Source organism: Streptomyces olivaceoviridis, assembly GCF_014650115.1.
In the GTDB taxonomy this organism is placed as follows: Bacteria; Actinomycetota; Actinomycetes; order Streptomycetales; family Streptomycetaceae; genus Streptomyces; species Streptomyces olivaceoviridis.
Genome location: NZ_BMUI01000008.1, coordinates 1 through 12593 on the forward strand (window position 1 = coordinate 1; position 12593 = coordinate 12593).

The following is a 12593-nucleotide window of genomic DNA, read 5'->3' on the forward strand; positions in this document are numbered from 1 at the left end:
TCACCCTCGAAATGGTCACCGACGAGGAACGCGACTACATGTGGGCCGAGTACGCCAAGGACCCGCGGATGCGCGCCAACATCGGCATCCGCCGCCGCCTCGCGCCCCTGCTCGACAACGACCGCAACCAGATCGAGCTGTTCACCGCCCTGCTGCTCTCCCTGCCCGGCTCACCGATCCTCTACTACGGCGACGAGATCGGCATGGGCGACAACATCTGGCTCGGCGACCGCGACGCCGTCCGCACCCCCATGCAGTGGACCCCCGACCGCAACGCCGGCTTCTCGACGTGCGACCCCGGCAGGCTCTACCTCCCCACGATCATGGACCCGGTCTACGGCTACCAGGTCACCAACGTGGAAGCCTCCATGTCGTCCCCGTCCAGTCTGCTGCACTGGACCCGCCGCATGATCGAGATCCGCAAGCAGAACCCCGCCTTCGGACTCGGCTCGTTCACGGAACTGACGTCCTCCAACCCGGCGGTCCTGGCGTTCCTGCGCGAGTACGGCGACGACCTGGTGCTGTGCGTGAACAACTTCTCCCGCTTCGCCCAGCCCACCGAACTCGACCTGCGGGCCTACGACGGGCGGCACCCCGTCGAGCTGATCGGTGGAGTGCGCTTCCCCGCCATCGGTGAACTGCCCTACCTGCTCACCCTGCAGGGCCACGGCTTCTACTGGTTCCGGCTCACCCGAGTCGCATCCCGCATCGGCCGCCGCCGCTGAACGCCCGGCGCCGAGGAAAGGACGCGTCACCATGCCGAAGACCATCACCCCCCGACCGCGCACCGCGGCCGGGCCCGACGGGCCACTGGCCTCGTTGGGCGGGCTGCTGCGCGACTGGCTGCCGAGGCAACGCTGGTTCGCGGGCAAGGACCGGCCGGTCACCGATCTGTCGGTGCTGTCCGTGACGGAGCTGTTCCCGGGGTGTCTGCACCTGCTGGTGCACGCCTCCCACGTGCCGGTGCCCACTCCCGGCGGCACTCCCCCGCCCGGCGACTGCTACCAGCTGCTGCTGGGCCTGCGCCGGCACCTCGCCCCGCGGCTGGAACGGGCGTTCATCGGGCGTGCGGTGGACGGCCCGCTGGCCGGGCTCGCGGTGTACGACGCCCTGCACGACCCGCGCTCGGCCCATCTGCTGCTGGAGCGGCTGCGGCAGCCCGGCACGGTGGGCCCGCTGCGGTTCGAGACGGACCCGGCCGCCCGGGTGCCCGGCGGTCTGCCGCCGCGGCTGCTGGACGCCGAGCAGTCCAACTCCTCGATCGTGTACGGCGACGCGTACATCCTGAAGCTGTTCCGCCGGATCCAGCCGGGCGTCAACCCGGACCTGGAGGTGCCGGCGGCGCTGACCGCGCAGGGCTGCACCCGGGTGCCCGCGCCGGTGGCCTGGTTCACCACGACCGCCCCGCGCCCGGCCACCCTCGGGGTGCTGCAACCGTTCCTGCCGGACGCCACCGACGGCTGGACGCTGGCGCTGCGCGCGCTCGCCGCGGGCGACCACTTCACCACCGAGGCCCGCGCACTGGGCCGGGCCATGGCCGAGGTGCACCTGGCGCTGGCCGAGGCCTTCCCGCCGGCCGGGCCGGGCGAGAACGGCCGTACGGCCGAGGCGATGTGCGCGCGGCTCGACGCCGCCGCGCACGCCGTCCCCGGGCTGCTGCCCTACGTGCCCGGCCTGAAGGCCGCGTTCGGGGCGCTGGCCACGTGCGACACCGGGCCGCCCGCCCAGCGCATCCACGGCGATCTGCACCTCGGGCAGGTGCTGCGGGCCGGCCGCGACTGGTTCGTCATCGACTTCGAGGGCGAGCCGTCCCGTCCGCTCGCCGAGCGGCGGGCCCCGCAGTCCCCGGTGCGGGACGTCGCCGGGATGCTCCGCTCCTTCGACTACGCGGCCCGGCAGCGCCGCCCCTGGCGACCCGAGTGGGCGCGCCGCTGCCGGGAGGCGTTCTGCGCGGGCTACGCGGCCCGCGCCGGCTGGGACCCACGCAAGAAGCACGCGCTGCTGCGCGCGCACGAGACGGACAGGGCGGTCTACGAGGTGCTGTACGAGGCGAGACACCGGCCCGACTGGCTGCCGGTACCGATGGCGGCGATCAAACGGCTCGCCGTGTGGGGAGGCTGACCCATGGCACTGAAGGACACCACGCGCCCCGAGGCCGCCGGGCCCAGGCCCCCCGCGGCCGTGGCCCTGGACCCCGCCGACCGCGGCCGGCTGCTGGCCGGCGCGCACCACGATCCGCACGCCCTGCTGGGCGCCCACCCGATGCCGGGCGGCACGCTGTTCCGGGCGCTGCGCCCGAACGCGCGGGCGGTGAGCGTCGTGATCGACGGCACGCCGACCGAACTGCGGTCGGAGGGCGACGGTCTGTTCGCCGCCGTCCTGCCCTGCGCGCAGGTCCCGTCGTACACGCTGCTGGTGGCGTACGACGACACCGAGCAGGAGGTGCACGACCCGTACCGCTTCCTGCCCGCCCTCGGCGAACTGGACCTGCACCTGATCCGGGAGGGCCGGCACGAGCAGCTGTGGCGGGCGCTCGGGGCCGAGCCGATGGTCCACCAGGGCGTGGCCGGCACCCGCTTCACCGTGTGGGCGCCGAATGCCCAGGGGGTGCGGGTGGCCGGGGACTTCACGTACTGGGACGGCACGCAGTACCCCATGCGGTCGCTCGGCGCGTCCGGGGTGTGGGAGCTGTTCCTGCCCGGGATCGGCGAGGGCACCCGGTACAAGTTCGAGATCACCTCGCGGTACGGGCACCGGTTCCTGAAGGCGGACCCGATGGCGCGGGGCACGGAGGTCCCGCCGGACACGGCGTCCGTCGTGACGTCCTCGCACTACGAGTGGGGTGACGCGCGGTGGATGGCGCACCGCGGTGACCTCCCCGTTCACCAGGCGCCGTTCTCGGTGTACGAGGTGCACCTGCCGTCGTGGCGGCCGGGTCTGAATTACCGCCAGCTCGCGCAGGAGCTCCCGTCGTACGTCACGGAGATGGGCTTCACGCATGTGGAGCTGATGCCGGTGGCCGGGTACCCGTTCAGCGGGTCCTGGGGCTATCAGGTCACCTCCTACTACGCGCCCACGCCCCGGCTCGGCTCCCCGGACGACTTCCGGTACTTCGTGGACGCCTGTCACCGGGCCGGTCTCGGCGTGATCATGGACTGGGTGCCGGCGCACTTCCCCAAGGACGACTGGGCGCTGGCCCGGTTCGACGGGGACCCGCTGTACGAGCCCGGGAACGCGTTGCGGGCGGAGCACCCGGACTGGGGGACGTACGAGTTCGACTACGGCCGCACCGAGGTGCGCAACTTCCTCGTCGCCAACGCGGTGTACTGGTGCGAGGAGTTCCACATCGACGGGCTCCGCGTGGACGCCGTCGCCTCGATGCTCTACCTGGACTACTCGCGGGACTCCGGGCAGTGGGAGCCCAATGTGTTCGGCGGCCGGGAGGACCTGGACGCCGTGGCCTTCCTCCAGGAGATGAACGCCACCGTGTACCGGCGCTGCCCGGGCGTGGTGACCATCGCCGAGGAGTCCACCGCGTGGGACGGCGTGACCCGGCCGACGGACGGCGGCGGCCTCGGGTTCGGGCTGAAGTGGAACATGGGCTGGATGCACGACTCTCTGGAGTACATCCAGAAGGAGCCGGTGCACCGCAAGTACCACCACAACGAGATGACCTTCTCGATGGTGTACGCCTACAGCGAGAACTACGTCCTGCCCATCTCCCACGACGAGGTGGTCCACGGCAAGCAGGCGCTGGTGTCGAAGATGCCCGGCGACTGGTGGCAGCGGCGCGCCAACCACCGGGCCTACCTCGGCTTCATGTGGGCCCACCCCGGCAAACAGCTGTTGTTCATGGGGCAGGAGTTCGCCCAGGGGGCGGAGTGGTCGCACACCCACGGCCCCGAGTGGTGGCTGCTCTCCGACGACTACCACTCCGCCGGCGACCACCGGGGCGTCCAGGCCCTGGTGCGGGACCTCAACACGGTGTACCGGGCGACGTCGGCGCTGTGGCAGCGGGACACCGACCCGGGCGGCTTCCGGTGGGTGCTGTGCGACGCGGCGGACGACAACGTACTGGCGTTCCTGCGCTTCGCCGCCGACGGCGGCCCGCTGCTGGCGGTGTCGAACTTCTCCCCGGTCGTCCGGCACGACTACCGCCTGTGGGTCCCCGACGGGTTCCCCGCCTGGCGCGAGGAGCTGAACACCGACGACACCCGGTACGGCGGCAGCGGCGTGCGCACCGAGGGGCCCGTCAAGCCCGAGGAGGGGTTCCTGAGGCTGACGCTGCCCCCGCTCGCCACCGTCTGGCTGACGCCGGAGGACTGAAAGCCGCAGGTGTCGGCGGCCGTGCGAGGGGCAGTCGGGGTCGTACAGACAGCGACTGCCCCCCGTGGCACGGACAGAAGGGCGGCACCCAGGTGCGCACCGTCGGAGTGGAGGAGGAACTCCTTCTGGTCGATCCGGACAGCGGCGACCCGAAGGCACTGGCGGCGGCCGTCCTCGCACGGGCCGCCCAGGACGATCCCGGACAGGACGTCTTCGAGAAGGAGCTGTTCGGGCAGATGCTGGAGTTCGCCACGCATCCGCAGTCGGACATGGCGGCCCTGGGCGACGAGATCGTCCGCTGCCGCAAGGAGGCCGCCCGGCACGCCGGGCAGATCGGCTGCGGGGTCGCCGCGCTGGCCACCTCGCCGCTGCCGGTCAGTCCCGCCCTCAGCGTGAACGACCGGTACCAGTGGCTGGCCGAGCGGTTCGGGATACCGACCTGGGAGCAGTTGGTCTGCGGCTGCCACGTCCATGTGTCGGTGGAGTCCGACGAGGAGGGCGTCGCGGTCCTCGACCGGCTCCGTCCGTGGCTGCCGGTGCTGCGGGCGATCAGCGCGAACTCCCCGTTCTGGCAAGGCCGGCCCACCGGTTACGCCAGCTACCGCAGCCGGGTGTGGAACCGGTGGCCGTCGGCCGGGCCGACCGAGGCGTTCGGGTCCGCCGAGCGGTACCACCGCAGGGTGGCCGACATGGTTGCCACCGGCGTGATCCTCGACGAGGCCATGGCCTACTTCGACGCACGGCTGTCGGCCCGCTACCCGACGGTGGAGATCCGGGTGGCGGACGTGTGCCTGTGCGCGGAGACCGCCGTACTGATCGCGACGCTCTGCCGTGCCCTCGTGGAGACGGCCGCCCGGGAGTGGCGGGCGGGCCGGCCGGCTCCCGACCCCGGCGTGAGCCTGCTCCGGCTGGCCGACTGGCAGGCCGCCCGGTACGGCCTGGAGGAGGATCTGCTCGACCCGGTGACCATGCGGCCCCGGCGCGCGCCCCGGGTGCTGCGCTCCTTGCTGGAGTACACGGGGGACGCGCTCACCGAGAGCGGCGACGCGGCCCGTGCCGAGCAGTCCGTCGAGGAGCTGCTGCGCACGGGCAACGGCGCACGGGAGCAGCGCAGGCTGCTGGAGCACACCGGCAGCCTGCGGGACGTCGTCACCGACTGCGTGCGGCGCACACAGGGCTGAGCGGGCCGCTCAGAGGATCAGTACCAGGGCGTACACCAGGAAGAAGGCCGCGATCAGCACGACCAGCAGCAGGATCAGGGTCAGCGGCGCCTTGGCCCAGCCCCTGCGCTGGGCGTGCGGCTCGCGGGGGCCGGCCTCGGGCATGCTGCTCTCGGCCGGCGGGGTCTCGCCGGGCGGAACTCCCCCACCTGGTTCCAGACCGGTCGTGCGCTCGGGTTCCGGATCGGGGTTCACATGACTCATGTGTCCCGAGTCCCCAGGACACGCCGACATCATCAGCCGATCACGACTTCCACGTTCCCCTCACCGAACGCGCTTGCCTGGGCTACATTCGAGCACCGCCGACACCGAGCCGAACGGCGGTGTGACCCTCCGTACACCAGGAGCAGCGCATGCGGAACCTCGCCCCCGGTCCCGCCGTCGCCCCGCCGCTCACCGGCGGCCTCGCCGACAGCGTGTTCACCACGGCGGAACGGGATCCGGCGCTGCCGGTCCTCGCGCGCCGGGCCGGTCCCGCCGCCGCGGGATGGCAGGAGCTGACGGCGGTCGAGGTGCGGGACGAGGTGGTCGGCCTGGCCAAGGGCCTGATCGCCGCCGGGATCTCGCCCGGCCACCGGGTGGCCCTGATGGCCCGCACCCGCTACGAGTGGACGGTGCTCGCGCACGCGCTGTGGGCGGTGGGCGCGGAGATCGTGCCGGTCCATCCGGCTTCCGCACGGGACCAGGTGGAGTGGATCCTGCGCGACGCGGGCTGTGTGGCCGTGGTCGTGGAGGACGAGCAGGGCGCCATGACCGTCGGCACCGTGTGCACCCGGCTGCCGCGGCTGCGGCACGTCTGGCAGCTCGACGCGGGCGCCCTGGCGGACCTCGTGGAGCGGGGCACGGCCGTCCCGTACACCACGGTGGAGTCGCTGCGCCGGATCGTGCTGCCGGACTCCACGGCGGCCGTCGTCTACACCTCCGGCACCTCGGGGCGCCCGATGGGCTGCGCGCTCAGCCACCGCGGTCTGGCCTACCCCTGCGACACGCTGCTGGCCGGCTGGGCGCACACCGCCGCACCCCCGGGCGAACAGCCGTCCGTGCTGGCGTTCCTGCCGTTCTCCCACGTCTACGGCATCATGATCATGCTGATGTGTGTGCGCGGCGGGGCCCTGATGGCGCACGAGCCGGAGCTGACCGGGCCGGCCCTGTCGGCGGCCCTGAGCACGTTCCGGCCGACGTACCTGTACGGCGTGCCGTCGGTGTTCGAGAAGCTCTACAAGACGTTCCTGCGCACCGCCCGGCAGGCGGGCCGGGGCGCCCTGTTCGAGCGGGCCGCGCAGACCGCGCGGGACTTCGCCGCCGCGGAGGAGCGCCGGCGGCTGGGCACCGGGCCGGGCCCCGGGCTCGAACTGAAGCTGCAACACGCCCTGTACGAGCGGACGGTGTACCGCAGGCTGCGGGCCGCGCTGGGCGGCCGGGTGGTGCGCGGGACCTCCGGCGGCAGCGCGCTCGACCGCGAACTGTGCCTGTTCTACGCGGGCATCGGGGTGTACCTCCACGACGGGTACGGGCTCACCGAGGCCTCCGGCGGGATCACCATGCAGCCGCTCGGCCGGGAGAAGTCCGGGACCGTGGGCCTGCCGCTGCCCGGCACCGAGATCCAGGTGGCCGACGACGGGGAGATCCTGGTGCGCGGCCCGTCGGTGTTCCAGGGCTACATCAGCGACGAGCACGCGACGCGGGCCGCGCTGCGCGGCGGCTGGCTGGCCACCGGGGACATCGGCCGGCTGGATTCCGAGGGCCATCTGACGATCACCGGGCGCAAGAAGGACATCATCGTCACCAGCGGCGGCAAGAGCGTGGCCCCGGCCCCGCTGGAGCAGCGGCTGCGGATGCACCCGCTGGTCCACCAGGCGGTGGTGATCGGCGACGACCGGCCCTGTGTCGGTGCCCTGATCACCCTGGACCCGGAGTTCCTCGCGGACTGGCGGGCCGCCCTGGCGTTGCAGGGCGACGCCCGGGGACGGGAGGCCCGGGAGGAGAACGCGCTGCGGGAGGAGATCGCGCGGGCGGTGGCCTCCGCCAACAGTGCGGTGTCCCGTGCGGAGTCGATCAGGGTCTACCGTGTCCTCCAGGAACCCTTCGCACCGGACAACGGACTGCTGACGCCGTCCATGAAGCTGCGCCGGGACGCCGTCGTGCGGCACTACGCGGCCGAGATCGAGGCGATGTACGAGGCGCGCTCCCGGTCGCGTCCGGGTCCGCCGGAGCCGGCCGAGTGGGACGAGCCGGACGATGTCTTCCGCTGACGAGGGCCGCGGAGGTACGGCGTACGGGCGGCGGGTCCGAGGGGAGACGGATAGCCTGCGCGGCTGGGGGAACCCGCAGCGCATCGAGAGATCAGCAACGACGACCGTTCCGGTCGGAAGGGGCCGAGCCGGCCGCTTCCGGGCCGGGGCCAGGGAATGCGAGATGGTGACGGAGCCGCGCTGGGACGACACACCACCCTCGGAGGAGAGGTACGAGCGTACGTTCTCCTTCCCCGGGGAGCTGCGCAACGTCACGGGGGCGCGGCTCGCGGCGGAGGAGTTCCTGTGCTCCCTCGCCCGGGACGCGCCGCCGGGCGCGCACGAGTACTGGGACGACATCCTGCTGGTCGTGACCGAACTGGCCGCGAACGCGATCCAGTACGCGCCCGGTCCGTTCGACCTGCGGATGCGCCGCACGTTCGACGGGGTGCACGTGACGATGCGGGACACCAGCACGACCAAGCCGGAGCCGAGGCCGTTCCACCCGCGCACGGGCGGCGGCGGCATCGGCTGGCACCTGGTGCACACGCTGTGCACCCAGGTCAGTGTGGTCGTGCACGACCGCGGCAAGGACATCCACGCGTTCCTGCCCTGGTGACAGGTGTTCGACGTGTAGGTGTGCGCCAGCCGGTTACTCCACGTCCCAGTGGGGGCATGCTGGTTCCCACGCGTTCGTCTGCCTGCCGCACCCGGCTCGCGGAACGGCTGGACGCACGGTGGGATCGGAGTTGGCGCAGAGCGATCCGGGGCATGCGAACGGCGTCGAGTCGGACCGCCCGGAGCCGCAGAAAGGGATGAACACCGTGACACGACCCAGGATCCTGGTGGTTGGCGCAGGTTTCGCCGGAGTCGACTGCGTCCGCCGCCTGGAGCGGAAACTCGCCCCGGACGAGGCCGACGTCACCCTGGTGACGCCGTTCGCCTACCAGCTCTATCTGCCGCTGCTGCCCCAGGTCGCCTCCGGCGTGCTCACGCCGCAGTCGATCGCCCTGTCCTTGCGCCGCAGCCGGAAGTACCGCACCCGGATCATCCCCGGCGGTGCGATCGGGGTGGACCTGAAGGCCAAGGTGTGCGTCATCCGCACCATCACCGACAAGATCGTCAACGAGCGCTACGACTACATCGTGCTGGCACCGGGCAGCGTGACCCGCACCTTCGACATCCCGGGCCTGACCGAGCACGCCTTCGGGATGAAGACCCTCGCCGAGGCCGCCTACATCCGCGACCACGTCATCTCGCAGCTCGACCTGGCGGACGCCAGCGACGACCCGGCCGAGCGGGCCGCGCGCCTGCAGTTCGTGGTGGTCGGCGGCGGCTACGCGGGCACCGAGACCGCGGCCTGCCTCCAGCGGCTGACGCACGCGGCCGTGCAGCGCTACCCGCGGCTGGACCCGGGCCTGATCAAGTGGCACCTGATCGACATCGCGCCCAAGCTGATGCCCGAGTTGGGCGACAAGCTCGGCCGCAGCGCCCAGGAGATCCTCGGGCGGCGCGGCATCGAGGTCTCGCTGGGCGTGTCGATCGAGAAGGCCGGCCCGGAGGAGGTGACCTTCACCGACGGCCGGGTGGTGCCGACGCACACCCTCATCTGGACGGCCGGGGTGGTCGCCAGCCCGCTCATCGCCACGCTCGGCGCGGAGACGGTGAAGGGCCGGCTGGCGGTCACCGCCGAGATGTGCCTGCCGGGCCACGACGGGGTGTTCGCGCTCGGCGACTCGGCGGCCGTGCCGGACCTGGCCAAGGGCCAGGAGGGCGCGGTCTGCCCGCCCACCGCGCAGCACGCCATGCGGCAGGGCAGGAAGGTCGCCGACAACGTCATCGCGACGCTGCGCGGGCAGCAGATGCAGCCGTACGTCCACAAGGACCTGGGCCTCGTCGTCGACCTCGGCGGCAAGGACGCGGTGTCCAAGCCGCTGGGGATCGAGCTGCGCGGGGTTCCCGCGCAGGTGGTGGCCCGCGGCTACCACTGGTCGGCGCTGCGCACCAACGTCGCCAAGGCCCGGGTGATGACCAACTGGCTGCTGAACGCGGTCGCGGGCGACGATTTCGTCCGCACCGGCTTCCAGGCCCGCAAGCCCGCCCGGCTGAAGGACTTCGAGTTCACCGACTCCTACCTGACGCCGGACGAGGTCCGGGCCCGGGTGGAGGGCGCGGGCATCGACCATCCGTGAGGTGACGTGGATCACTGAGGACCGCCGATCATTGCACCGTGGATCGGCGGTCTTCCCATGTGACCGCAGACGCCGCACGAAGGGGGCACCCCAGCATGACCGAGAAGACCGTCAAGGGCCCGGCGAGCTACTTCCCGTCGATCGAGAAGAGGTACGGCCGCCCGGTCGGCGAGTGGCAGGAGCTGATCCGCCGCTCGCCGCTGACGAAGCACATGGAGCTGGTCGGCTGGCTGAAGTCGGAGCACGGTATGGGGCATGGGCATGCCAACGCGCTGGTGGCCGCCACCCTGGCCGGAGAGAGGTGAGCCGGGGCCGCGTGCGATGCTGGGGCGGAGATCGATTACCGGCACGGGAGAGAGCGCGGCGGCGTGAGGGCAGTGGCACGGTCGGGACGGGTACGGATGTGGGACCGGCTCGCGGCGTCGGATCCCGGGCTGCTCCGCCTGACCGCGGGACTGCGCACGGTCACCGCGATCGCCCTCACCCTCGCCGTCCTCGCCGCGCTGCACGTCCCGGTGTCCCAGTTGGTCGCCGGGGCGATCGCGGCGATGGTCGCCACCTTCGCCATCCGGGAGAAGCAGCGCGCCCAGCAGGCCGTGACGCTGGCGGTCGGCCTGCCGGTGGCGCTGGCCTCGGTGTCGCTGGGCGCGCTGCTCAACCAACGGGTCGTCGCCGGCGACCTGTTCTTCGTCGTCCTCATCTTCTGCGCCGTCTACGGCCGCCGGTTCGGCGACCGGGGCACGGCACTGGGGCTGATCGGCTTCCAGGTCTACTTCCTGTCGCTGTTCGTGGGCGCGACGGCGTCCGTACTGCCGGAGCTGTACGGCGTCATCTGCGTGGCGTTCGCGTGCAGCGCCGCCGCCCGCTTCGTGCTGCTCCCGCAGACCCCGGCGGGCACCCTGGACCGGCTGCGGCGGGCCTTCCGGGCCCGGCTGGCCCAGCTCCTCGCCACCCAGGCCGAGTTGCTGGACGCCGGTCCCGAAGAGGCCGAGAAGGTGCTCGCGGACCTGCGCACCGGGACCGCGCGGCTGCACGAGACGGCGTTGCTGATCCAGGGCCGGCTGGAGGACGGCACCTCGGACCCGGCGGTGGCCCGGCTGCTCCAGCGCAGGGTCGCGGACGCGGAGATCGCGGCCGAGCGGCTCGGCCTGCTGCTGCTCACCGCGCGCAGCGCGCAGCGGACCGACACGCTCACCCTGCATCTGCCGGGCGCCCCGCTGCCCGCCGGCGGCGAGCTGCCGGTGCGGGACCAGGCGACGGTCGCGCTGAGGCGGGACCTCCAGGCCCTGCGGCTGCTGATGCTGCGGCCGGCCGGGGAGGCGTCGGGGACGGCGCTCGCCCAGGTGCGCAACCGGCTGCTCGGCTACCGGGAGGAGGAGAACCTGCCCCCGGCCGCCCCGGCCGTGCAGGACGTCTTCCGTGGCCTCGGCGAGGCCGCGCGGGCCGCCCTGGGCCTGCGGCTCGCCCTGGACGGGCCGCAGGACGAGTCCGACGACACCCCGGCGACCGCACGCTCACGCGAGGAACTGGACGCGGAGGACACCGCGATCGAGATCAGCGAGGGGAGCGAAACGGAAGAGGCGCCGCCGACCGGCCTGAAACGACCCACGACCCGGGCCGCCGTCCAGGTGGCCGTCGGCTCCTCGCTGGCCATCGCCGGCGGTGAGCTGCTGTCCGCCCAGCGCTGGTACTGGGCGGTGCTGACGTGCTGGATCGTCTTCCTGAACACCGCCTCCACCGGCGAGATCCTGGTGAAGGGCTACCGGCGGCTGCTGGGCACGGTGCTCGGCGTGGTGGCCGGCATCGGGCTCGCCGCCCTGGTGGGACACCACACGTGGACGGCGTTCGCGCTGGTGCTGCTGTTCATCTTCGCGATGTTCTACACCGCGCCCCTGTCCTACACGCTGATGTCGTTCTTCGTGACGGCCATGCTGGGGCTGCTGTACACCCTGCTGAACACCTACAGCCTGTCGGTGCTGGTGCTGCGGATCGAGGAGACGGCGCTCGGCGCGGCCTGCGGGGTGATCGCGGCGGCCGTGGTGCTGCCGGTCCACACCGACCGCCGTACCAACGAGCTGCTGGTCGCGGTGCTGGACCGGCTCGCCGACGTCACCCGGGGCGCCGTCGACCAGCTCAGCGGCGGGGCGGGCGGCGACCTGGTGGAGCAGGCGCGCGAGCTGGACCAGGCGCTGGCCGACCTGCGCGCGGCCACCCAGCCGCTCACGCATCCGATCACCCCGCTGCGCTCGCGCCGGAACACGGTCCGCTATGTGGTGGCGCTGCTGGAGACCTGCGCGTACCACGGGCGGTCCCTCGCGGCCACGGCCGAGCTGCTGCCGACGCACCCGTCGATCGCGGCGGACCCCCGGCTGCGCGGGGCGTGCGCGCGGATCGTGCACAACATCGAGGCGATCGCCGCGCACGTCACGGACCCGAAGTCCCCCGCCCGGATCGAGACCGGCTCCAGCATCGCGTCGATGCTGGAGCCTGGAACCCTGCGCACCCCCCGCTACGGCCGTGTGACCGACCGGGTGCTGCGCCATCTGCAACGCCTGGACGAGGCCGTCTCCGGCCTGGCCCGGCCGCTGGGCCTGGCCGGTGGGCCGGCTCAGCCGCGGAAGTGA

The 12593-nt window shown here is 72.6% G+C and carries 10 protein-coding genes; 9 read left to right on the plus strand and 1 reads right to left on the minus strand.

Features of this window, described 5'->3' with window-relative positions:
* The 4 genes from IE273_RS17095 to IE273_RS17110 all read left to right on the plus strand — a co-directional run.
* Window positions 1–725: alpha-glucosidase C-terminal domain-containing protein (locus IE273_RS17095; RefSeq protein ID WP_189816043.1), on the plus strand; the 725-nt coding region annotated here is incomplete at its 5' end.
* 31 nt (window positions 726–756) lie between these two features.
* On the plus strand, window positions 757–2121 hold the full coding sequence (locus tag IE273_RS17100) for a maltokinase N-terminal cap-like domain-containing protein (RefSeq protein ID WP_189816044.1): 1365 nt from the start codon (window positions 757–759) through the stop codon (window positions 2119–2121).
* A 3-nt stretch (window positions 2122–2124) separates the two neighbouring features.
* Window positions 2125–4326: a 1,4-alpha-glucan branching enzyme gene (glgB, locus tag IE273_RS17105; protein WP_189816045.1), complete on the plus strand. Its 2202-nt coding sequence runs from the start codon at window positions 2125–2127 to the stop codon at window positions 4324–4326.
* 92 nt (window positions 4327–4418) lie between these two features.
* Window positions 4419–5507 carry a glutamate--cysteine ligase 2 gene (locus IE273_RS17110; RefSeq protein ID WP_189816046.1) on the plus strand — a complete coding sequence of 363 codons (1089 nt, stop codon included), beginning with the start codon at window positions 4419–4421 and terminating at the stop codon, window positions 5505–5507.
* 9 nt (window positions 5508–5516) lie between these two features.
* Here IE273_RS17110 and IE273_RS17115 read toward each other — a convergent pair whose 3' ends face one another.
* The gene (locus tag IE273_RS17115) at window positions 5517–5750 is read right to left on the minus strand and encodes a DUF6480 family protein (RefSeq protein ID WP_189816047.1); all 234 of its coding nucleotides are present in this window, start codon (window positions 5748–5750) and stop codon (window positions 5517–5519) included.
* A 149-nt stretch (window positions 5751–5899) separates the two neighbouring features.
* Between IE273_RS17115 and IE273_RS17120 the strand changes: the two genes are divergently transcribed.
* From IE273_RS17120 to IE273_RS17140, 5 genes are all read left to right on the plus strand, one after another.
* Window positions 5900–7798, plus strand: coding sequence for an AMP-dependent synthetase/ligase (locus IE273_RS17120; protein WP_189816048.1), 1899 nt, complete (start codon window positions 5900–5902; stop codon window positions 7796–7798).
* 163 nt (window positions 7799–7961) lie between these two features.
* Window positions 7962–8396 (plus strand): ATP-binding protein, encoded by a 435-nt coding sequence (locus tag IE273_RS17125; protein ID WP_014670719.1) that lies wholly within the window; start codon window positions 7962–7964, stop codon window positions 8394–8396.
* Between the two features lie 196 nt (window positions 8397–8592).
* Window positions 8593–9969 carry an NAD(P)/FAD-dependent oxidoreductase gene (locus IE273_RS17130; RefSeq protein WP_189816049.1) on the plus strand — a complete coding sequence of 459 codons (1377 nt, stop codon included), beginning with the start codon at window positions 8593–8595 and terminating at the stop codon, window positions 9967–9969.
* 95 nt (window positions 9970–10064) lie between these two features.
* Window positions 10065–10274 (plus strand): DUF4287 domain-containing protein, encoded by a 210-nt coding sequence (locus IE273_RS17135; protein ID WP_189816050.1) that lies wholly within the window; start codon window positions 10065–10067, stop codon window positions 10272–10274.
* 96 nt (window positions 10275–10370) lie between these two features.
* Window positions 10371–12593, plus strand: coding sequence for an FUSC family protein (locus tag IE273_RS17140; RefSeq protein WP_189816315.1), 2223 nt, complete (start codon window positions 10371–10373; stop codon window positions 12591–12593).